The sequence below is a fragment of the Mycobacterium sp. NGS50 genome, assembly GCF_059812545.1.
In genome coordinates, this window is sequence record NZ_JCALCW010000010.1 from 123,462 (window position 1) to 143,813 (window position 20,352).

A 20,352-nucleotide genomic window follows, 5' to 3' on the forward strand; every position below is an offset into this window, starting at 1 on the left:
CTCGGCCCATGACCCGACCGCCCAGCGCACCGTCCGTCACCGCCAGCGTGCACATCAACGCGAATCCCGATGTGGTGTATGCGCTGATCACCGACCTGACCACGCTGACGGAGTTGGCCGAGGAGACCACCGCCATGCGGTGGCGGGACGGTGACGCGGCCCGGCCCGGAGCCGTCTTCAGCGGCGATAACCGCAACGGCCGCCACGCTTGGAGCACCACCTGCACCGTCACCGACGCCGAACCCGGTCGCGTCTTCGGCTTCGATGTGCGCGCCTCGGTCATTCCGGTTGCGCATTGGCGCTACGAGATCATCGCGGCCGCCGGCGGCGGCTGCCAGGTCACCGAGGGCACCTGGGATCGGCGGCCGCGTTGGATCCGCGGGATCACCCGGCTGACCACCGGCGTCGCGGACCGCACTGCCGCCAACGCCGAGCACATCCGGGTCACTCTGCAACGCCTCAAGCAGCGAGCGGAAGCTGCCTGACCACGGGGATGATCCGGCACAAGCCGGGGTGCGGGGTGTCCCGCTGCGAAACGGTGGGAACACTGGTGAGCATGAAAGCGAGATTCCTACGACTCCTCATGCGCGGCGCGCCACTGCTCAATGTGCCGGTGAGCGGCATCCTCACCTCGCCGCGCCTGGGGAGACTGATGAACCGCAACGTCGCCATGCTCAGCTACGTCGGGCGAAGGTCGGGGCGCACGTTCCGCATCCCGGTGGGATACCGCCGCGTCGGCAATGACGTCATCATCGGGGTCAGCGTGCCCGACGCCAAGAGCTGGTGGCGCAATTTCCTCGGCGACGGCGGGCCGGTGACGTTGAGCATGGGCGGCGAGGAGTATCGCGGCCATGCGGTCGCGCGGCGTGACGACGCGGGACGCGTTCTGGTCGAAGTGCACCTGTGCACCTGACGTCGCTTCCGGTCAAACCACGACGCGATGAGATTTCCGCGTACCGGCGGTACCGGTATCCTTCCCCTCGGCGATAACACGGTCTATACTTACCGGCAAGTAATGTCCAGGTAAACGACAAATGGTATTGCTTTGTAAACACTGGGTGGGAGGTCATGATGCTTGCGGTTGACGATCAGGCGGCCGGGCCGCACGACGCATCCCTCGATCACGAGCGCATCGTGCTGGAGGCACGCGATGTCAAGTTCGACTGGGCGGACCTGCCCGTCCACTACGTCCCCAACGAGCCGTTCACCACTCATTTCTGTAATGTGCTGCACCTGCTGCTGCCCGCCGGCGAAGAGTTCTTCGTCGAGGTGTTCAAACAGGCGCTGCCGCTGATCGCCGATGACCAGTTGCGGCTGGATGTGCAGGGGTTCATCGGTCAGGAAGCCACCCACTCCCAGGCGCACGCCGGGGTCGTCGACTATTTCGCCGCCAAGGGCATCGACATGTCCCCGTTCACCGACCAGATCCACTGGCTGTTCGACAAGCTGCTGGGCGACCGGCCGCGATGGAGCGCACGACGCCAGCAGAAGTGGATGCTCGAACGGGTCGCGCTGGTCTCGGCCATCGAGCACTACACGGCGATCCTGGGGGAATGGGTGCTCGACACTCCCGAACACGACGCCATCGGCACCCATCCGGTGATGATGGACATGCTGCGCTGGCACGGCGCCGAGGAGGTCGAGCACAAAGCCGTCGCTTTCGACGTGATGATGCACCTGCAGGCCGGCTTCTGGCGGCAGGTGCGCACCCAGCTGATTGTGACTCCGCTGATGCTGTGGCTGTGGGTGCGCGGACTGCGGTTCATGTACTCGGTTGACCCCGAACTGCCGCCGGGAACCAAGCCGCGCTGGCGGGACTGGTTCGATGCCGCACGCCGCGGCCTGGTGCCCGCCCCGTTCGAGTTCACCCGGGTGATCGGCGCCTACTACAAGCCGAGTTTCCATCCGTCCCAGTTGGGTGGGGTGGAGCGCGCGGTCAACTATCTGGCGATCTCACCCGCCGCCCGCGCGACGCACTGACGGAGGACCGATGACCACCACCGTAACCGCCAGTGACGGCGTCAGTCTGGCCGTACACGCCTACACCGAGATCGACCCGGACCGGCCCACGATCCTGGCGATCCACGGCTATCCGGACAACCACCACGTCTGGGACGGTGTTGCCGCGGAACTTCTCCAGCGTCAACCCGGCCGATACAACGTGGTGGCCTACGACGTGCGCGGGGCCGGCGACTCCTCGGCGCCCGCCGACAAGTCCGGATATCGATTCCCGCAACTGGTCGACGACATCGGTTCGGTGATCGACCATCTCGGCGTCCAGCGGGTGCATCTGCTGGGCCACGACTGGGGATCCATCCAAGGCTGGGCTGCGGTGACCGATACCGCCGTTGCGGCGAAAGTCAGCTCCTACACCTCGATTTCGGGGCCACACCTGGATTACGCGGGCAAGTTCATGCGGTCGGCGCGCGGCCCTCGCCGCCTGGCCAGCGTCGCGCGGCAGCTGCTGCAGTCGGGATACATCCAGCTGTTCCTGACCCCCGGCGTGGCCGAGACGGCAATCCGGTCTGGGCTGATCGCCAAGGTGATGGACCTCACCGACGGGATCGGGCGGTCGAGTACCCGTGCGCAACGCGCCGAGGTTGCTCGCGGCAGCCGCGACTTCCTCAACGGGCTCAACCTGTACCGCGCCAACATGCCCAAGCCGCTGCTGGTACCGGCGTCGCCGCTGCCGCAGACACAGGTCCCCGTCCAGACTCTGGTGCCGCGCAAGGACATTTTCGTCAGCGCTCCGCTGCAGCAGTTCACCGGCGCGATTCCCGCCGCCGGCCGGGTCGTTCCGATCGAAGGCGGCCACTGGGTGGTCACCAGTCGTCCCGATGTCATCGCCCGGCTGACCAGCGAATGGGTGGACCAGGCCGAAGCCGGTGCCGCACCGGGCGTCGGTGCTGCTTTGGGTGCCCGCGAGGTGACCGGCAAGATGGCGCTGATCACCGGTGCGGGTGCGGGTATCGGGCGGGCCACCGCCGTGGAGTTGGCTCGCCAGGGTGCTCGCAAGGTGGTGATCGTCGACCGTGATCTGGACGCCGCCAAGGAATCCGCCGAGCTGGTTCAGGCGGCCGGCGCAGAGGCGGCGGTGTACCAGACCGATGTCACCGACGACAAAGCGATGAACGACCTTGCCGCACAAGTCAACAGCGACCACGGCGTCGTCGACATCCTGATCAACAATGCCGGTATCGGTATGGCCGGGCGCTTCCTGGAGACCAGCCCGGAGCATTGGGATGCCATCTTGGGGGTGAACCTGCGCGGCGTGCTGAACGGCACCCGGGCATTCGCCACGCAGATGGTCGACCGCGGCCAGGGCGGCACCATCATCAACGTGTCCTCGGCGTCGGCGTTCCTGCCGTCGAAATCCATGGTGGCCTACAGCACCACCAAGGCGGCGGTGCTCGGGTTCAGCGAGGCGCTGCGCGCTGACCTCGCCGACGAGGGCATCACCGTCACCGCGGTGTGCCCGGCCTTCGTCAACACCGATATCGCCAAGAACACCGTGTACGCCGGGATGACGGCCGAGCAGGAGGCGCGCGCCCGCGACAAGGCCGACGCCGCGTACCGCCGCCGCAACTACACCCCGGAGGCCACCGCGAAGGCCATCGTCAAGGCGGTGCGGACCGGGCCGCCGGTGCTGCCGGTCGCCCCGGAGGCGAAGTTCGGTTATGCGATGCGCCGTATCAGCCCGACCGCGATCCGGCTGCTGGCCCGTTACGACATTCGGCAGAGCTGATCGCCCGTGGCAGAACACGATTGGCGCAGCAGACCCGCTGACCTCTACGGCCGCCGCAAACACGACCGGCTTTACGGCGCGCTGTGGGGAGCCGTTCAAATTTTCGGCGGGTTCTCGGCGGTGTCGCGCTGGAAGCCGTCGCGGGTGGTGCCGGTGCGCCGGACGATCACCGCGGTGGTCACCAGACGCGACGAGCTGACACCGGATGTGGTGGCGTTGACGCTGGCCGATCCGCAGGGCGGCCTGCTGCCGTCGTGGAATCCCGGCGGGCACATCGACGTTCAGCTGCCGTCCGGGCGGCGTCGCCAGTACTCGCTGTGCGGCGAACCCGGGCGGCGCACCGAATACCGGATCGCGGTGCGGCGCATCGCCGACGGCGGCGGTGGATCCATCGAGATGCACGACACCTACAACGTCGGTGATTCGCTGGTCTTCGAAGGCCCCCGCAATGCCTTCTATTTGGGGACCGGCGAAGACGATGTGCTGTTCGTGATCGGGGGCATCGGGGTGACCCCGATCCTGCCGATGATGCGCGAGGCGCGGGCGCGTGGACTGAGTTGGCGAGCGGTGTACGCCGGCCGCGATCGCGCCCACATGCCACTGCTGGACGAGGTGCTGGCTGTCGATCCGGACCGGGTCACCGTGTGGGCCGACGACGAACGTGGCGGGTTCGCCAGCACCGAAGATCTGCTGGCCGGCGCCGGACCAGCGACCGCGGTGTATGTCTGCGGTCCCTCGCCGATGCTGGAGGCGGTGCGCATCGCGCGCAACGAACACGCGAACGCACCGCTGCACTACGAGCGGTTCAGTCCGCCGCCCGTGGTCGACGGGGTGCCGTTCGAGCTGGAGTTGGCGCGCTCGCGGCGGGTACTGACGGTGCCGGCGACCCGCTCGGCACTGGATGTCATGTGCGACGCGGACCCGAACACCCCGTATTCGTGCCGGCAGGGGTTCTGCGGCACCTGCAAGGTCAGCGTGCTGTCCGGTGAGGTCGACCGCCGCGGGCGGACGGCCGAGGGCGATGACGAGATGCTGGTCTGCGTGTCACGCGCCGCCGGCGGCCGGGTCGTCATCGACTGTTGAGCGCGGCGACATATCCCGCGAGCGTGCGCAGTTGCACGCCATACCGCGGGTCGAGGCGTACAACTGCGCACGTTCGCGGGCTGGAGCGACCTACCGTTAGGCTCTGAAGCATGCGAGTGGGAGTACTGGGCGCCAGGGGCAAGGTCGGCGCGACGATGGTGGCGGCGGTGCAGGACGCCGAGGACCTGGCGCTGTCCGCGCAGGTCGACGCCGGTGACCCGATCGGCCAACTGGTCGACACCAGCACCGACGTGGTGATCGACTTCACCCACCCCGACGTTGTGATGGACAACTTGAAGTTTCTGATCGACAACGGGATTCACGCCGTGGTCGGCACCACCGGATTCACCCAGCAGCGGCTGGACCAGGTGCGGGACTGGCTGGCAGCCAAACCCGATGTCGCCGTGCTCATCGCGCCCAACTTCGCGATCGGCGCGGTGCTGTCCATGCATTTCGCCGCACAGGCGGCGCGGTTCTTCGAATCGGTGGAAGTCATCGAACTGCACCACCCGCAGAAGGCGGACGCGCCGTCAGGAACCGCGGCACGCACCGCCAAGCTGATCGCCGAGGCCCGAAAAGGACTGCCTCCCAATCCTGATGCCACCAGCACCGGTTTGCCGGGTGCCCGCGGTGCCGATGTCGACGGCATTCCGGTGCACTCCATCCGGTTGACTGGGCTGGTCGCGCACCAAGAGGTGCTCTTCGGCACCTTGGGGGAAACCCTGGCCATCCGCCACGACAGCATCGACCGCACCTCGTTCGTGCCCGGGGTGCTGCTGGCGGTGCGGGGCATCGCCGAGCGCCCGGGACTGACGGTCGGGCTGGAAGCGCTGCTCGACCTGCAATGAGCGCACGCACCATGCGGATCCAGCTGCTGATCGGCTTCATGTGCCTGGCGATGCTGGTGTACCTGGTGCTGCTCGGACGAACCGCGCTCGTGATGCTTGCCTCGGGGCAGGCCGCGGCGGTGGGTCTGGGCGCAGCGCTGTTGATTCTTCCCGGCATCGGGCTGTGGGCGCTGATCGCGACGCTGCGGGACGGGTTCGCGCACCAGAAGCTGGCCCGGCTGGCCGCGCAGGACGGGATGGAACTGGACGTCAGCGCACTGCCGCGGCGGCCATCGGGCCGCATCGACCGCGACGCCGCCGACGCCCTGTTCGAGACCGTGCGTGCTGAGCTGGACGACGACCCCGATAACTGGCAGCGCTGGTACCGGGTGGCGCGGGCCTACGACTACGCCGGGGACCGCCGCCGGGCCCGGGAAGCGATGAAGAAAGCGGTCGAGCTGCAGGAGCGCGCATGACGAAAACGCTGCTGATCGTTCACCACACGCCGTCGCCGCACTGCCAGGAGATGTTCGAGGCGGTGGTGGCCGGTGCCACCGACCCCGAGATCGAGGGCGTGGACCTGGTGCGCCGGGCGGCGCTGACCATTTCGCCGGCCGACATGCTGGCGGCCGACGGCTATCTGCTGGGCAGCCCGGCCAACCTCGGATACATCAGCGGAGCGCTCAAACACGCCTTCGACCTCTGCTACTACCCGATCCTGGATTCCAGCCGGGGCCGCCCGTTCGGGTTGTACCTGCACGGCAATGAGGGGACCGAGGGCGCGCAGCGCGCCGTCGACTCGATCACCGCCGGTCTGGGCTGGGTGAAGGCAGCGGACTATGTGGTGGTGGCGGGCAAGCCAACCAAAGCCGACATCGATGCATGCTGGAACCTCGGCGCGACCGTCGCCGCCCAGCTGATGGTGTAGGCGGCGTGGTGGCGACGGTGTTGCTATGCCGAGGGCACCGGCGCCGCCGCTTCCGCAGTAAAGAACTCGATGGCGAGTGGACTTGTACGCGGCGGGGCCGGGTCGCACAACAATGACTCCGCCCGCTGTGCAGTGACCGCACCCGGAGCATGCACCCAGTAGCTGTGTTCGATGAAGTTGCCGTCGGGATCGTGGGTGTAGATCGACATTGCCGTGCCGTGGTCAACGCGCATCACGTCCAGGCCGTGCGCGAGCCAGCGGTCCTGTGCCGCGTCGAGGCCGGCCAGGTCGTCGGCATTAAATGCTATGTGGTTCACCCAGTTCGGCAGGCCGAGGCCCCGTGAAATGGCGAGATCCATCCCGACGTAGCGATCGCCGTGCAGATCGAACAGGGCCAGCAGGGATCCGTCGCCGGTGTCGTAGAAGACATGCCGGAACCAGGCGTCACCCTCGGGCGCATCGCCTGCTTCGACATGAACCAGCCGGAAACCCATTGCTTCTGTGTAGAACCGGTGCGCCGCCTCAAGGTTGCTGGTCGCAATCGCTACGTGATGGAATGCCATGATGCACTTCCTTGGTTCCAGTACTAACCAAATTAATACAGTAGAACTGTATCGAAATGCCTGACGAAGTCAAGCCTCGTCGGCAATACCGGTCGTCGACGCGTACCCGACAGCGGGCGGCCACCCGCGCCGCAGTTGTGGAGGCGGCGAGTGCTGAATTCGTCGACAACGGCTATGCCGCCACTACGATCGCGCAGCTCGCCGCACGCGCCGGGGTGTCGCCGGAGACCGTTTACACCGTCTTCGGAACCAAACGAGACGTTCTGCGTGCGGTGGTCGAGCAGGTGTCCGCCGGAGCGCCCAGCACCGACGGGTGGCGAAGCGGGGACTGGGTTGCGCGGGTGAAAGCCGAGCCCGACCAGCGGCGCCGACTCGAGTTGATAACCGACGCAACTCGTGACGTTCTTCGCCGCGTTGCACCAATTGATGAGATCGTGCGCTCAGTTGCTGCGTCCGATCCAGAGATCGCCGCGCTGCAGGACGAAATCGAACGCCGCCGACGCAGCGACATTCGGGGGCTAGTGCAGCTGCTCGGCGAGGTAGGGCGACTGCGGGTCTCGATCGAGGACGCGGTGGACCTGTGGTGGGCTCTGGGTCACCCCACTGGGCCGTATCGTTCGCTCACGGTCAACCGGGGGTGGAGCGACCGACGGGCGCGGATGGCTTTGATCGATGCCGTGGCCCGCGTTGTCCTCGACGACGCGTAAATAGCCATGAGCGCATGCTGGAACCTCGGCGCGACCGTCGCCGCCCAGCTGATGGAATGATCCGCGTTACTCGTCGATGTGGGTCGGTGGGTCGTAGAACGGATGCACGATGTGCTGGACGTCGGCTCCCATCGGGTGGCAGTCCGTTTGGGCGTCGGGGTCACCGGGCGGGTAGTAGTAGTACACGCAGCGTCGCCAACTGCCGTCCGGCTGGAAGGGGCCATCGCATTTCTGTGCCTCCGGGAACATGAACAATCCCGCATTGACGCATCCGGCGCTGGCCTGCGGCGCCGACGCGATCAGCCCCCCGGCGATCAGCACCGCGGCCAGCCCTCCCATGACGTAGTGCTTCATGAGGGCAGCCTAAATGGCGCGGAGCGCCGGTGTGGGCTCAACCGGACACAAGGCGCCGCGGAGTTCCGGCGCAGTAGGCGGCGATGTCGTCGACGATGTCCCGGTAGAACCGGTTCATGCAGTTCTCGGTGACATACCCCAGGTGGGGTGTGAGCACGGAATTCGGCAGTGTGGCCAGCGGGTGCCCGGCCGGCAACGGCTCCTCGTCGTAGACGTCGAGCCCGGCGCCACGAATCCGATTCGAGCGCACTGCCTCGATCAACGCCGCCTGGTCGACCAGTCCGCCGCGTGACGTGTTGACCAGGATGGCGCTGGATTTCATCGCGCCTAGTTCCTCGCGGCCGATGAGCCCGCGGGTCGCCTCCGAGAGCACCATGTGAATCGACACCACGTCGGCGGTCTCGAACAGGCTGCGCCGGTCCAGCAGTTCCACCTGCGCTTCGGCGGCCCGTTCGGCGGTCAGATGCGGGCTCCACGCCGTCACCCGCATGCCGAAGGCATGCCCCACCGCCGCGACCATCCGACCGATCCGGCCCACCCCGACCAGCCCCAGTGTCGCCCCGGCCAGATCGGCGCCGACGGTCTGCTGCCAGCGGCCGGCGCGCACGGCGCGATCCTCGACGATCAGGTGACGCTGCAGGGCGTGGATCAGCGCCCAGGTGAGTTCGACCGTCGGCGTGATGATGCCGCCCGTACCGCACACGGTGATGCCGCGCGTCTGCGCCGCCGCCACGTCGATGGCGGCATTGAACGGACCGGTGGTGACCAGCAGCTTCAACGACGGCAGTTGGGCCAGCAGGTCCGCGTCGATGGGTGTGCGTTCGCGCATGGCCACTACCACCTCGCGATCGGCGAGCCGGGCGATGAGTGCGTCGCCGGGCGCGATGTGTTCACGGAGGGCCAGCAGGTCGACGGATCGCGGGATCGGCGACCAGTCGACGGTTTCGGCGATGCCCTGATAGTCATCGAGGACCGCAACCCGCAGCGGCGCCGCTGAAGCGGTCATCTCAGAACGCTTCCGGATCGCGCTGGACCTCCACCGGAACCGGGTGCTGATACAGCCGAGACGCGTTCTCCCACGTCAGCTTCCGGATGACGTCCGGAGGAAGATCGCCGATCTCCTCGTGGATGACGCGCTGGGTGTGCGGCCAGGTGGAGTCGCAATGCGGATAGTCGGCCTCCAGCATGATGTGATCGGTCCCGATGCGTTCATGCTGGCCGAATGACGACTGGTCCTCGACCGCGCAGAACCAGAAGTTGCGTTGCAGCACTTCGGCGGGGGAGAGGGTTTCGCCGAGGGCCTTCCATGTCCCGTACATCTCGTGATAGCTCAGCATGTGATCGAGCCGATCCAGAAGTCCTGCGACCCAGCCGATCCCGCCCTCGGACAGGCAGATCTTCAGGTCAGGGAATCGGCTGGGCAACCCGGAGTACAGCCAGTCGACCGCGGCGGAGATGGCATAGGCGAAGAACAGGACGCCTTGAACATCGGGTGGCGCGTCGTCGGTGGTGGACGGGGCCGCACCCGATGACCCGATGTGCAGATTGACGACCGTGCCGGTCTCCGCGCACGCCGCGATCATCGGATCCCAATAGCCGGAGTGGATGGTCGGCAACCCCAGCAGGGCCGGGTTCTCGCTGAAGGTGACGGCGTGAAAGCCTCTTTCCGCGTTCTCGCGGATCATGGTCGCGGCCAGCACCGGATCCAGCAGCCACGGCAACTGACAGGGGATGATGCGGCCAGGGTAGGAGCCGGCCCACACGTCGTGGTGCCAGTCGTTCCACGCCCGCACCGACGCCAACGCAAGCTCGCGATCCGTCGTCGCCAATTGCAGCCGCTGACCGGCGAATCCGGGCAGGAATGACGGGAAGTTGAGCGAGGCGTAGACGCCGTTGAGATCCATATCCCTGACGCGTTCGTGGATATCCCACGCGCCGCGGCGCATCTCGTCGAATCGGGCGGGTTCGAAACCGTATTCGGACACCGGCCGGCCGACGACGGCGTTGAACCCGACATTCGGCAGTGACTGGCCGTCGTATATCCAGGTCTGGCCGCCGTTTTCGGTCTCGACGACCTTCGGCGCCCGGTCGGCCAGTTTGCGCGGCACCCGGCCCTCGAACGTGTCCGGTGGTTCGACGATGTGATCGTCCACCGAGATCACCGTGTAGCGACGTGGTGCGCGCGGCGGCTCGGGCAGGAACGTCACGGTGCGCTCGGCACCGGCTTTGGCGGTGGTGAAGCTCAGGTCGGCGCTGAGTTCGTCGATCGATTTCATCTACAGACCTCGATTCGGTGAAAGAGTGTCGAAAGTCCGGCGGTGGGCCTACTCCAGCACATGACGGTCGGCCTTGATGGTCATGCGTGCCGCGCCCGCCCAGTACACGTCGGCGGCACGTTCGATCAGCGACGCCTGCATACCGGCCATGTCGGAGCGCTTCATGGGTGTTGGTGTTCTGCCGGTCAACATGACGTGGTAGGCCATTTTGCATACCCGTTCGATGGTGGCGGCCCGGTACACCGCCTCGGCCAGGGTGCGCCCCATGGCGATAACCCCGTGCGACGCAAGGATGGCCAGGTTCGCGCCGCCGATGCGCTCGGCGAGCTCCCGGGCGCGCGGGGCGCTGTCGATTTCACCGTCGTAGCTGTCGACGAAGCACAGGTCGTCGAGGAACAGTGAACCGGTCTGGTGGACCAGCTCGGGCGGGGTATGCAGAGACGCGAGCAGGCTGACATAGTACGGATGGTTGTGGATCACCACGCGGGCGTCTGCCCGCGCCCGGTGTAGCTCGGTGTGGATGTGAATGGCCGGGGTGACGTCCCAGCGGCCCTGCACGACGCGGGCGTCCTCGTCGACTCGGCAGATGTCGGAGGCGGTCAGCTCGGCCCACCACAGGCCCCATGGGTTGACCAGCATGTCGGTCTGGTCGTCGGGCTGCCAGGTGATGTGGCCGGCCATGTTCTCGGCGAAGCCGATGGCGGCCAGGTGGCGGAACGCGACGGCGAGGGCTTGTTCCTCGCCGAGGTCCACACCGATGGGTGGGACCACCGAGGGTGACCAGACTGCGGCACCGCCCGCCCGGATCTCGTCACGTGCGCTCATGATCACGTCCCAGGGTAGTGCGAATACGTTCGCGGAGTTCACCTTTAGCCACCTTGCCGCCTGACGATCGGGGCAGCTCGTCGAGGACGATCACCCGCTCGGGCAGCAGCTCTTTGGAGAAACCCTGCGCCACCAGGTGTTCGGTCAGTTCGGGCAGGTCGACATGCTGGCCGCCGACGCATTCCGCGTAGACACACACCTTCTCGCCGAACACCGGGTCGGGCATCGCCACCGCGGCTGCGACGGCGATGGCGGGATGGGTGGTGACGGCGTCTTCTACTTCTGTGGCGCTGATGTTCTTGCCGCCCCGCACGATGAAGTCCGAGACCCTGCCGGTCACGGTCAGATAGCCCTCGGCGTCGATCTCGCAGATGTCGCCCATCCGCATCCAGCCGTCCGGGGTGAACAAGGCGTCGTGATCGGTTCCGCCCAGGTAACCGAGGCTGGTGGCCGGTCCGCGGCAGGCGGGCTGGCCGCGTCCGGTGGCGGTGACATCGAGGTCGCCGTCGAAGAGTCGCACCGACATCTCCGGCACGATCCGCCCGGCGGTGCGTAGCCTGCGCTCGCGGGTGTCGCTGAGCGTGGTTCCGCTGAGCAAACCGGTTTCGTTGGATCCGTAAAACTGCAGAATCGTTGCTCCGGTGAGTTCTTCGAACTCGGCTGCCTGCCGGAACGGCACCGCTTCGCCTCCGGTGTAGACGACCCGCAGACTGCTCAAATCGTAGTCGCGGCAAGCCCTGTCGGCGAGCAGCATCGACAGCTGTGTACTCACGCAGCACAACACCGAGACCTGATGCTGGGCGATCGCGGCGCAGGCAGCAGTGGGGGTGAACCGCTCCAGCAGGACGGTGGTGGCGCCCAGGTAGATCGGGGTGCTGTGAGTGGTCCAGATACCGAAGCCGAACGGGGCGGGGATCACCGGCAGGAAGATGTCATCCTGCGTCAACTGCGCGTGCGCGACGGCCTTCTGGTGGAAGTATCGCCAGCGGTTCTGGGTGTGGACCACGCACTTGGGGAGCCCGGTGGTACCGGAGGTGGAATTGATCCAGAACACGTCGTCGGCGCCGAGCGCCGCGGAGACATCAGCCGGACGGGGCGTCACGTCGGCGCCCAGCGTCAGGTCATCGCTGTCGTCGCGCTGCAGAACCCGCACCGGCGTATCGCCGGTGACCTGCGCCGCCTGCGAGGTGCGCTGTTCGTCGGTGATGAGCAGCCGCGGTCGGGTCAGGTGCAGCAGGTGGGAGACCTCCCGCGCGCCGGCCCGCGCGCCGATACCGACGACGACGGCGCCGCAGCGCTCGATCGCGACGTAGAGGACATGCAGCGCGCCGGTGTCACCGTGCCAGACGGCGACTCGGTCATTGCGTGAGAGGCCCAGGCCGGACAGCTGTGCTGCCAGGGCGGTGGCGCAGCGATCGAAGTCCACCCAGGTCAGGGAGGCCCGCGGATGGTCGAGGTACGCGCTGCGGGTGGGGTGGCGGGTTGCGTTGACCGAGACCGCGTCGGAGATGGTCGCGTCCGTCCACCATCCGGCGGTGCGGTACCGCTGCGCGTCGGCCTGCTCCATCATGAACAAATCATATGGAAATAAGGCCAGCGGTCAATCTCACCTAGCGTTCGCTGCTGTTCGACGCGGGAAGGCCGCCGGCGCGGATCATCGCCGGATCGACCACCCCCGACCAACCGGGGTAGTGCTGGGCGTGCCGCAGATGGGCGGCGGCGAGATCTCGAGCCCGTTGGGCATCTCCGACGTCGATCGCGTCGATCACCTGACGGTGGTCCTCCAACACCGCGCGCCGTTCTGACACCGGCACCGTCGAGTGGTCGGTGACTTGGCTTGACCAGCTTTGCTCGTGAGCCGACCACAGCGCTTCGAGCGCCCCTGCCATCACCAGCATGGTGGCATTGCCGCAATGGATGACCAGCGCTTCGTGGTAGCGACGACTGGCCGAGGTAGCGCGCTGCAGATCATCGACGGACGCTACCGATTCCTCATGCAGGCGTCGCAAAATCGGCACCACCGTGCTTTTTCGATCCGATCGTTGAGCGCACAGCGCCGCGCATGCCGGTTCGACTTGCAGCAGCGCGGTGCCCACATCGGCGAGGCTCACCTGCTGGGAGCCCAGCACCAGGCCCATCGTGTAGGCGACATTCGCTGGAGTGGGGCGATGAATGACTGCGCCGCCGTGTTTACCGCGGCGTACCGTGACCAGGCCCTCGGCCTCCAGGATCCGCATGGCCTCGCGCAGCGAGGGCTTGCTGATCGCGAACTCGACCAGCAACTCGTCCTCCTTGGGGAGCACACTGTTGTCGGTGAGTTGTCCGGACAGGATGCGCCGACGGAGCTCATCGGCCACCTGTTCGGCGAGCCGCCGGAATCGCACGGTCGGTGCTGCCACAGGTCGAGTGTGCCAGATGCGCACCGCCGACGGAGCATTGAATCCAAATGATTTGTGTCATACGATCGCCCTGCGAGAAGGGTGACGATCGACGTGCAGCACTGGACTATCGGTGACGTTCGGATCCATGCGGTTCTGCAGGCGGTCATCCCGATCCCGCCGGCTCGGCTGCTCAGCAACGCACCCGCCCGCTTTCCGACGAGCCTCGCACCGGATTACGTCGACACCGCGGGCAACATCCTGATGGCGATCCAGTCCTTCCTGATCGAGTCTGCGACGGCACTCGTGCTCGTCGACACCTGCTTTCCCGACAGCTTCCTGCGTCCGCGGGGCATCCCGGATCGATACGAGGAGTCGTTGGCCGCCACGGGATTTCGGCCCGACGACATTTCGACCGTGGTGTGCACGCATCTGCACCGCGATCACGCCGGTCGCAACACCACGGAGCGGGCGGGGCGGTGGGTGCCGACCTATCTCAACGCCGACTATCTGCTCAGTGCGACCGAGCACCAACACTGGTGCGAGTTCACCGGTGAAGATCGGGCGCCCGCGGAGTGCGTCGAACCGCTGGAACAACACGGCAAGCTGCGGTTGGTCGACACGGATCATCGAATCGCCGACGACATCCGGCTGGTGCCGACACCGGGCCATACCCCGGGACACGTGTCGGTGCGCGTGGAATCCGCCGGCGCGGTCGCCTACATCAGCGGCGACGTCGTTCACCATCCGGTCCAGATCGGCGACACCGACGTCGTCACCGTGCCCGATGCCGACCGCGCCGGGGCGATGGCCAGCCGACAGTGGCTGCTGCGTCGTGTCGCCGAGGAGCGGGCGCTGCTGCTCGGATCACATTTCGCCGCGCCGACGGGCGGCTACGTCAGCAGTACCGAGGGTGGCTGGCAGTGGGAACCGCTGGGAGAGGGAGCACCATGACACAGGTTGACCGCCTGCTGCGCGAGGGTTTCGACTTCACCGACCCCGCACTGATCGCCGAGCGGATTCCGCACCAGGAGTTCGCCCTCCTGCGCACCGCCGAACCGATCTGGTGGAACGCACAGCCCTTGGGCGCCTCCGGCTACCCCGACGAGGGCTACTGGGTGGTGACCAAACACGCGGACGTTCGAGCGGTCTCGCTGCAGGACGAGGTGTTCTCCTCACACGAGAACACCTCGCTGATCCGGACGAGCACCACCAGTAACCCGGACGTCCACGAAGCCAGCCGCAACAACGTGATGCTGTTCCTCGACGGGCCCCAGCACGCCAAACTGCGCCGGATCGTCTCTCGCGGATTCACCCCCCGGGTGATTGCGGGAATGCAGGATTCGCTGGACCGTCAGGCCCGGGCGATCGTGGCGGATGCAGCCGGCCGCGGCACCGGCGAATTCGTCACCGATGTGGCGTCTCGGCTGCCACTGACCACGATTTGCGAGCTGATCGGGGTGCCCGAAGACGAGCGCGCGCAGGTCTTCGAGTGGAGCAACCGCCTGCTGGCCGGCGGCACCGGTGATCCGGAGGCCATCGCTGACGGGATGCGGGCCTCCGCCGAACTTCTGGGCTACGCCTACCAGCTGGCGGAAGACCGGAAAGCCCGCCCCCGAGACGACATTGCCACCGCCCTGGTCACCGCGACGATCGACGGGGAGGCACTGACCGCCCTGGAGTTCGGCTACTACGTGATGATGCTGATGGTCGCCGGCAATGAGACCACCCGCAACGCCACCTCGCAGGGGATGCTGGCGTTCTTCGACAATCCTGCCCAATGGCGGCTGTTTGTCGAGGAACGTCCGTCGACCATGGTCGATGAGGTGGTCCGCTGGGCCACGCCGGTCATCTCATTCCAGCGCACCGCAATGCGCGATGTCGACCTGGGCGGGGTGCACATCACCAAGGGTGAGCGGGTCGGGATGTTCTACGGCTCGGCGAACTATGACGAAGACGTCTTCGCCAATCCATTCGAATTCAATATCTTGCGAAGCCCCAACCCGCATCTCGGTTTCGGGGCTCCGGGGGCGCACTACTGCATCGGGGCCAATCTCGCCCGCATGCAGATCAACCTCGTTTTCGGTGCGCTCGCCGACATCGCGCCCGAGATCAGGCAGCTCGATGACGCCTCGCGGTCCGCGCTGCCGTGGATCAACGGGATCGATGCTTTGCCAGTGGAGTTCGGGGATATCCGCGACGAGGCAGCGCGTTCGACGTAGGGTGGCGCGGGAACGCAGCGAAAGGGGTCGCGACGACAATGCCGGTTCTGACCAGCATGGTGTTGGGTGCGATGCCGGTCGTCGGTGGCGCTCTCTTCGGGGCGTTGGCCGGCCAGGTCAAAGGCCCCGACGTTCGCGCCCTGATCAAACAGGATCTCGATCTACTCGACCGCATACCCGCCGAGCAGGAGCAACGGCGCGCTGACCTGCAACGCACCATCGATGCTCGTATTGACGATCTGGTGGCCGCCTCCGACCGCACCCGGGCCTGGCGTGCCGCGGCCAGCTCGTATCAGGGCAATTGGCGAGACATCGTGCTGTTCGTCTGCGCGGTGCTGTTCACCTACGTGTGGTGGCACATCAACCATCAGCGCGGCGACTGGTTGGCGATGTTCATCGCGCTGATCCTGGTCTGCATCGTTACGGCCCTCTATGCGCTGCGGGGGACGTTGCGAAGCCTCGCCGGCCTGCTGCGCCGCCGCGAGTAACCGGGGTGCGGACATGACGGCGCAGCCCGTGACCGAGATTTCCCGTGACGGCAACCCGTTCCCGGCCACCGGGGTCTCCCGCGATCAGCATGGCGTCCCGCACTATGGCCACCTGCCCGCCACCTTGCTGGAGGTGCTCGCGGCGCAAGTCGACGCTCGGGCCGACAGCGAGGCCGTGGTGGAACTCGGTGGTGAGCGCCTCACCTATCGCCAGCTATGGCAGCGCGCGGGCCGAGTGGCCGGCGGGCTGCGCGCGGCCGGGCTCGACCGCGGCGGGCGGGTCGGTGTGCGCTACCCCGCGGGCATCGACTGGGTGCTCGCGTTTTGGGGCACCCTGATGGCCGGCGGCGTCCCGGTCGCCGTCAACACCCGCTCGGCGCAACCCGAAGTGGACTTCGTGATGTCCGATGCCGGCGTGTGCATCGACCTCGCCCCCGGCACCCGGCTGCCCGACGGCCCGGCGTATCTGATCGACGGACTGAGCAGGACGGACACCGCGGCGCTGTTCTACACCTCGGGCACCACCGGGCACCCCAAAGGCGTTCCCACCAGCCACGAGGCGTTTGTCACCAACGCCGAGAACGCGGTGCGCACCCTGGGCCAGCCCCGCGACATCGGCGAGGCGTCGCGCACCCTGATCTCGGTGCCGCTGTTCCACGTGACCGGCTGCAACTCACAACTGTTGGCGGCCGCCTACGTCGGGGGAGCGGCTGTGATCATGCCTGCCCTGGACCTGCCTGAGCTGATCACCACGCTGGCCGCCGAACGGATTTCGACGATGGTGACCGTTCCCGCGATCTACGCGTTGTTGTTGCGGCACAGCGCTTTTTCCGGCGCCGACGTCTCAGCGGTTCGCTGGGTGGGGTACGGGGGCGCGCCGATCGCCCCGTCACTGGTGCGGGCGCTGCGCGACGCGTTCGGTGATGCCACGGTGTTCAACGGATACGGCATGACCGAGACCGCGTCGCTGATGACGGTCTTGCCGGATTCCGACGCTGTCGCGCACGCCGACTCGGTCGGCTATGCGGTGCCGTCCGGTGATATCGGGGTACTGCCGTTCGGCGACGACCCCGCCATCGGCGAATTGCTGGTGCGCGGCGCCAATGTGATGGCCGGATACTGGAACCGCCCCGACGCGACCGCAGACGCATTCGTGGACGGCTGGCTCCGCACCGGGGACGTGGTTCGGGTCGACCGCGCCGGGCGGGTGCACCTGATCGACCGGCTCAAGGACATCATCAACCGCGGCGGGGAGAACGTCTCCAGCGTCGAGGTCGAGGCCGCCCTGCTGGCGGCGCCGGGTGTCGCCGACGCCTGCGTGCTGGGCGTGCCGGACGAGGTGATGGGGGAGAAGGTGGGCGCCGTCCTGGTCGGTGACCGATCGGACGTCGACGTCGCCGCGGTGCTGGCACACTGCGCCCAACATCTCGCGGATTTCAAGGTGCCGCAATACATCACGGTGGTCACCGAAGCGCTGCCCCGCACCGCCAGCGGCAAACTGCGCAAGGATCGGCTGCGCGCCGAGGTGCAGTGGGGGCCTGCGCTGCGATGACCGGCGAGGAGGTTCTGCACGCGCCGATGACCGGCACCGTCGTTGCGGTGCGCGCAGACGGCGTGGTGCTGGAGGCGATGAAGATGGAGCATGTCGTGGCCGCACCCGCCGGCGCCGGCGGCGTACGTGTTTTGGTGACGGCCGGGCAGACGGTGCGGCTGGGCGAGCCGGTGCTGGCCTTCGCCCCGGCCGAGGATGCCGGCGCCGATGGCGCCGCCGGCGACCTCGACCTCGGCGCGTCCCGCTCCGATCTGGACGAAGTCCGCGACCGGCACCGGCTCACCCTCGACGCCGGCAGGCCGGATGCGGTCGCCAAGCGGCACAGCCAGAATCGGCGCACCGCCCGGGAAAACATCGCCGACTTGGTCGATCCGGGCAGCTTCATCGAGTACGGCGCCCTGGCGTTGGCGGCGCAGCGTAGCCGGCGCTCCGAGGAGGACTTGATCGCCAACACCCCGGCAGACGGTCTGATCGCCGGGCTGGCACACGTGGACGGCGCCGAGGTGGTGGTGCTGTCCTACGACTACACGGTGCTGGCCGGTACGCAGGGCATGCGCAACCACGCCAAGACCGATCGCGTCTTCGAGTTGGCCGCCCGCCGAAGACTTCCGGTTGTGCTGTTCGCTGAGGGCGGCGGGGGACGACCCGGTGACACCGACGTGGGCGGTATGGCCGGCCTCGACGTGCCGACGTTCCGTGCGCTGGCGGCGTTGCACGGCCGGGTGCCGCTGGTATCCGTGGTGTCGGGCCGTTGTTTCGCCGGGAACGCCGCGTTGGCGGGGGTGTGCGACGTGATCATCGCGACGCCCGACGCCAACATCGGGATGGGTGGTCCGGCGATGATCGAGGGCGGTGGGCTCGGGGTGCACCGCCCGGAGGAGATCGGACCGATCGAGGTACAGCGCCGCAACGGAGTCGTCGACCTGGTTGCCGACGACGAGCCGCACGCGGTCGCGCTCGCCCGTCGGTACCTGGGGTATTTCGGACGCAGTGTCGCAGGCTGGGAGGCCCCGGATCCAAGACTGTCGCGGCATGTGGTGCCGCAGAACCGGTTACGGGCCTACGATGTGCGGCGTGCAATCGATTCGATCGTCGACGTCGGCTCGGTGTTGGAGCTGCGCGCGGACTACGGGGTCGGAATGGTGACCGCGCTGGTTCGTGTCGAGGGTGTGGCCTACGGGCTGCTGGCCAACAACAGCCACCATCTCGGCGGTGCGATCGACGCTGAAGCCGCCGACAAGCTCGTCGACTTCCTCCAGTTGTGTGAATCGTTTGCCTTACCGGTGATCTCGCTGTGTGACACCCCGGGATTCATGGTTGGCCCCGAAGCCGAGAAAGATGCCGCGGTGCGGCGATTCGGCAAGCTGTTCATCGTCAGTGCCCGGCTGACGGTACCGTTCGGGATGATCATCCTGCGCAAGGGGTACGGGCTGGGTGCGATGGCGATGGCCGGCGGATCGTTTCACGCCCCGCAGTTCACCGTGGCCTGGCCCACCGGTGAGATCGGCGGGATGGGACTGGAGGGGGCGGTGCGGCTGGGTTTCAGCAAGGAACTGGCTGCTGCCGACCCGGCCGAGCGCGAGCAGCTGTTCGACAAACTGGTGGAGGCTGCCTACCAGCGCGGCAAGGCGCTGCACTCGGCCACCACCTTCGAACTCGACGACGTGATCGACCCCGCCGATTCGCGGGCCTGGATCGCACGGTTGCCGCGCCCACTAACGCAAATCTGAATCTGGATTCAGGTACGATGCGGGGATGACCGCAACCCGGACGCATCGGTCGCCGCCGTCGACGGTGCGTGGCGCGCGCACCCGCGCCGGCCTGGTCGCCGCCGCCCGCAAGGTGTTCGAGCGGGACGGCTATCTCGACGCCAAACTCACCGACATCACCAAGGCCGCCCGGTGTGCGACAGGTTCCTTCTACACCTACTTCGCGAACAAGGAAGAGATCTTCGCCGCCGTACTCGAGCAGGCACAGCAGGACATGCTGCATCCGGGGATGGGCCGGGTGAGCGACACCGACGACCCGTATGCGGTGCTCGAAGCCAGCAATCGCGCCTACCTGGAGGCATACCGGCGCAACGCCAAACTGATGGGGCTGCTAGAGCAGGTTGCCCAGGTGGACATGGAATTTCGGGTGTTTCGCGCTCGCCGCGCTGCGGCCTTCATCGAGCGTAACGCGGCCGGTATCGCCGATCTGCAGGCTCGCGGCTGCGCTGACGCGGCGGTCGATCCGATGCTGGCCTCGCGGGCGTTGTCGGGCATGGTCAGTCGCCTGGCCTACAGCGCCTTCGTGCTCGACGAAGTCGAGGAGGCCGACTTTGAGGTGCTGGTGTCCACGGTGACCCGGCTGTGGGCCAACGCGCTGCGGCTGCCGGGCGCTGCTGAGTAACCCGCATGACCGA

Annotated in this window: 21 protein-coding genes and 1 pseudogene; 15 read left to right on the forward strand and 7 right to left on the reverse strand. The window is 67.2% G+C overall.

Annotated features, from left to right (window positions below):
• Positions 1–8: 8 nt before the first annotated feature.
• The 8 genes from AC5Y36_RS09645 to AC5Y36_RS09680 all read left to right on the forward strand — a co-directional run bounded on the left by AC5Y36_RS09645 (position 9) and on the right by AC5Y36_RS09680 (position 6,583).
• The gene (locus AC5Y36_RS09645) at positions 9–485 is read left to right on the forward strand and encodes an SRPBCC family protein (RefSeq protein ID WP_500040658.1); all 477 of its coding nucleotides are present in this window, start codon (positions 9–11) and stop codon (positions 483–485) included.
• Positions 486–556: 71 nt separating this feature from the next.
• Positions 557–913: a nitroreductase/quinone reductase family protein gene (locus AC5Y36_RS09650; protein WP_500040659.1), complete on the forward strand. Its 357-nt coding sequence runs from the start codon at positions 557–559 to the stop codon at positions 911–913.
• Positions 914–1,071: 158 nt separating this feature from the next.
• Positions 1,072–1,980, forward strand: a complete 909-nt coding sequence (locus tag AC5Y36_RS09655; protein WP_500040700.1) for a metal-dependent hydrolase — start codon at positions 1,072–1,074, stop codon at positions 1,978–1,980.
• Positions 1,981–1,990: 10 nt separating this feature from the next.
• Positions 1,991–3,745, forward strand: coding sequence for an SDR family oxidoreductase (locus tag AC5Y36_RS09660; RefSeq protein ID WP_500040660.1), 1,755 nt, complete (start codon positions 1,991–1,993; stop codon positions 3,743–3,745).
• A gap of 6 nt (positions 3,746–3,751) precedes the next feature.
• Complete coding sequence (locus AC5Y36_RS09665; protein WP_500040661.1) at positions 3,752–4,828, forward strand: PDR/VanB family oxidoreductase; 1,077 nt, start codon at positions 3,752–3,754, stop codon at positions 4,826–4,828.
• Positions 4,829–4,938: 110 nt separating this feature from the next.
• The gene (gene dapB / locus AC5Y36_RS09670) at positions 4,939–5,676 is read left to right on the forward strand and encodes a 4-hydroxy-tetrahydrodipicolinate reductase (protein WP_500040662.1); all 738 of its coding nucleotides are present in this window, start codon (positions 4,939–4,941) and stop codon (positions 5,674–5,676) included.
• Positions 5,673–6,131 (forward strand): hypothetical protein, encoded by a 459-nt coding sequence (locus tag AC5Y36_RS09675; protein ID WP_500040663.1) that lies wholly within the window; start codon positions 5,673–5,675, stop codon positions 6,129–6,131. Before dapB ends, AC5Y36_RS09675 begins: the two co-directional genes overlap by 4 nt.
• Positions 6,128–6,583 (forward strand): flavodoxin family protein, encoded by a 456-nt coding sequence (locus tag AC5Y36_RS09680; protein WP_500040664.1) that lies wholly within the window; start codon positions 6,128–6,130, stop codon positions 6,581–6,583. The genes AC5Y36_RS09675 and AC5Y36_RS09680 overlap by 4 nt, the downstream gene beginning before the upstream one ends.
• Before the next feature lie 23 nt (positions 6,584–6,606).
• Here AC5Y36_RS09680 and AC5Y36_RS09685 read toward each other — a convergent pair whose 3' ends face one another.
• Positions 6,607–7,146: a VOC family protein gene (locus tag AC5Y36_RS09685; RefSeq protein ID WP_500040665.1), complete on the reverse strand. Its 540-nt coding sequence runs from the start codon at positions 7,144–7,146 to the stop codon at positions 6,607–6,609.
• Between the two features lie 56 nt (positions 7,147–7,202).
• Between AC5Y36_RS09685 and AC5Y36_RS09690 the strand changes: the two genes are divergently transcribed.
• The gene (locus tag AC5Y36_RS09690) at positions 7,203–7,853 is read left to right on the forward strand and encodes a TetR/AcrR family transcriptional regulator (protein ID WP_500040666.1); all 651 of its coding nucleotides are present in this window, start codon (positions 7,203–7,205) and stop codon (positions 7,851–7,853) included.
• A 66-nt stretch (positions 7,854–7,919) separates the two neighbouring features.
• Here the strand turns inward: AC5Y36_RS09690 and AC5Y36_RS09695 are convergent, their stop codons facing one another.
• Genes AC5Y36_RS09695 through AC5Y36_RS09720 form a run of 6 tightly spaced genes read right to left on the reverse strand, consistent with a single transcriptional unit; the run spans position 7,920 to position 13,707 of the window.
• Complete coding sequence (locus AC5Y36_RS09695) at positions 7,920–8,207, reverse strand: CDGP domain-containing protein (RefSeq protein WP_500040667.1); 288 nt, start codon at positions 8,205–8,207, stop codon at positions 7,920–7,922.
• Between the two features lie 37 nt (positions 8,208–8,244).
• Entirely contained in the window at positions 8,245–9,213 is a 969-nt protein-coding gene (locus tag AC5Y36_RS09700) for a D-2-hydroxyacid dehydrogenase family protein (protein ID WP_500040668.1), read from the reverse strand.
• A 1-nt stretch (position 9,214) separates the two neighbouring features.
• Complete coding sequence (locus AC5Y36_RS09705; protein WP_500040669.1) at positions 9,215–10,483, reverse strand: amidohydrolase family protein; 1,269 nt, start codon at positions 10,481–10,483, stop codon at positions 9,215–9,217.
• Positions 10,484–10,531: 48 nt separating this feature from the next.
• Positions 10,532–11,308, reverse strand: a complete 777-nt coding sequence (locus tag AC5Y36_RS09710) for a class II aldolase/adducin family protein (protein ID WP_500040670.1) — start codon at positions 11,306–11,308, stop codon at positions 10,532–10,534.
• The gene (locus AC5Y36_RS09715; protein WP_500040671.1) at positions 11,295–12,878 is read right to left on the reverse strand and encodes a class I adenylate-forming enzyme family protein; all 1,584 of its coding nucleotides are present in this window, start codon (positions 12,876–12,878) and stop codon (positions 11,295–11,297) included. The genes AC5Y36_RS09710 and AC5Y36_RS09715 overlap by 14 nt, the downstream gene beginning before the upstream one ends.
• 40 nt (positions 12,879–12,918) lie before the next feature.
• Complete coding sequence (locus tag AC5Y36_RS09720; protein ID WP_500040672.1) at positions 12,919–13,707, reverse strand: FadR/GntR family transcriptional regulator; 789 nt, start codon at positions 13,705–13,707, stop codon at positions 12,919–12,921.
• A gap of 81 nt (positions 13,708–13,788) precedes the next feature.
• Here AC5Y36_RS09720 and AC5Y36_RS09725 point away from each other — a divergent pair, with 81 nt between their 5' ends.
• The 6 genes and pseudogenes from AC5Y36_RS09725 to AC5Y36_RS09750 all read left to right on the forward strand — a co-directional run bounded on the left by AC5Y36_RS09725 (position 13,789) and on the right by AC5Y36_RS09750 (position 20,339).
• Positions 13,789–14,640: an MBL fold metallo-hydrolase gene (locus AC5Y36_RS09725; protein WP_500040673.1), complete on the forward strand. Its 852-nt coding sequence runs from the start codon at positions 13,789–13,791 to the stop codon at positions 14,638–14,640.
• Positions 14,637–15,908: a cytochrome P450 gene (locus tag AC5Y36_RS09730; RefSeq protein ID WP_500040674.1), complete on the forward strand. Its 1,272-nt coding sequence runs from the start codon at positions 14,637–14,639 to the stop codon at positions 15,906–15,908. Before AC5Y36_RS09725 ends, AC5Y36_RS09730 begins: the two co-directional genes overlap by 4 nt.
• Before the next feature lie 38 nt (positions 15,909–15,946).
• Positions 15,947–16,396: a hypothetical protein gene (locus AC5Y36_RS09735; RefSeq protein ID WP_500040675.1), complete on the forward strand. Its 450-nt coding sequence runs from the start codon at positions 15,947–15,949 to the stop codon at positions 16,394–16,396.
• A gap of 28 nt (positions 16,397–16,424) precedes the next feature.
• On the forward strand, positions 16,425–17,948 hold the full coding sequence (locus AC5Y36_RS09740) for a class I adenylate-forming enzyme family protein (RefSeq protein WP_500040701.1): 1,524 nt from the start codon (positions 16,425–16,427) through the stop codon (positions 17,946–17,948).
• A 5-nt stretch (positions 17,949–17,953) separates the two neighbouring features.
• A pseudogene (locus AC5Y36_RS09745) lies at positions 17,954–19,678 on the forward strand (carboxyl transferase domain-containing protein); the annotation flags it as partial.
• A gap of 25 nt (positions 19,679–19,703) precedes the next feature.
• On the forward strand, positions 19,704–20,339 hold the full coding sequence (locus tag AC5Y36_RS09750) for a TetR/AcrR family transcriptional regulator (protein ID WP_500040676.1): 636 nt from the start codon (positions 19,704–19,706) through the stop codon (positions 20,337–20,339).
• Positions 20,340–20,352: the final 13 nt, after the last annotated feature.

What these genes read in the sequence shown, in the direction of transcription:
- AC5Y36_RS09645 (WP_500040658.1), top strand. Translation starts at nt 9, where the DNA reads ATGACCCGACCGCCCAGCGCACCGTCCGTCACCGCCAGCGTGCACATC.
- AC5Y36_RS09650 (WP_500040659.1), top strand. Translation starts at nt 557, where the DNA reads ATGAAAGCGAGATTCCTACGACTCCTCATGCGCGGCGCGCCACTGCTC.
- AC5Y36_RS09655 (WP_500040700.1), top strand. Translation starts at nt 1,072, where the DNA reads ATGCTTGCGGTTGACGATCAGGCGGCCGGGCCGCACGACGCATCCCTC.
- AC5Y36_RS09660 (WP_500040660.1), top strand. Translation starts at nt 1,991, where the DNA reads ATGACCACCACCGTAACCGCCAGTGACGGCGTCAGTCTGGCCGTACAC.
- dapB (WP_500040662.1), top strand. Translation starts at nt 4,939, where the DNA reads ATGCGAGTGGGAGTACTGGGCGCCAGGGGCAAGGTCGGCGCGACGATG.
- AC5Y36_RS09675 (WP_500040663.1), top strand. Translation starts at nt 5,673, where the DNA reads ATGAGCGCACGCACCATGCGGATCCAGCTGCTGATCGGCTTCATGTGC.
- AC5Y36_RS09680 (WP_500040664.1), top strand. Translation starts at nt 6,128, where the DNA reads ATGACGAAAACGCTGCTGATCGTTCACCACACGCCGTCGCCGCACTGC.
- AC5Y36_RS09685 (WP_500040665.1), bottom strand. Translation starts at nt 7,146, where the DNA reads ATGGCATTCCATCACGTAGCGATTGCGACCAGCAACCTTGAGGCGGCG.
- AC5Y36_RS09690 (WP_500040666.1), top strand. Translation starts at nt 7,203, where the DNA reads ATGCCTGACGAAGTCAAGCCTCGTCGGCAATACCGGTCGTCGACGCGT.
- AC5Y36_RS09695 (WP_500040667.1), bottom strand. Translation starts at nt 8,207, where the DNA reads ATGAAGCACTACGTCATGGGAGGGCTGGCCGCGGTGCTGATCGCCGGG.
- AC5Y36_RS09700 (WP_500040668.1), bottom strand. Translation starts at nt 9,213, where the DNA reads ATGACCGCTTCAGCGGCGCCGCTGCGGGTTGCGGTCCTCGATGACTAT.
- AC5Y36_RS09705 (WP_500040669.1), bottom strand. Translation starts at nt 10,483, where the DNA reads ATGAAATCGATCGACGAACTCAGCGCCGACCTGAGCTTCACCACCGCC.
- AC5Y36_RS09710 (WP_500040670.1), bottom strand. Translation starts at nt 11,308, where the DNA reads ATGAGCGCACGTGACGAGATCCGGGCGGGCGGTGCCGCAGTCTGGTCA.
- AC5Y36_RS09715 (WP_500040671.1), bottom strand. Translation starts at nt 12,878, where the DNA reads ATGATGGAGCAGGCCGACGCGCAGCGGTACCGCACCGCCGGATGGTGG.
- AC5Y36_RS09730 (WP_500040674.1), top strand. Translation starts at nt 14,637, where the DNA reads ATGACACAGGTTGACCGCCTGCTGCGCGAGGGTTTCGACTTCACCGAC.
- AC5Y36_RS09735 (WP_500040675.1), top strand. Translation starts at nt 15,947, where the DNA reads ATGCCGGTTCTGACCAGCATGGTGTTGGGTGCGATGCCGGTCGTCGGT.
- AC5Y36_RS09750 (WP_500040676.1), top strand. Translation starts at nt 19,704, where the DNA reads ATGACCGCAACCCGGACGCATCGGTCGCCGCCGTCGACGGTGCGTGGC.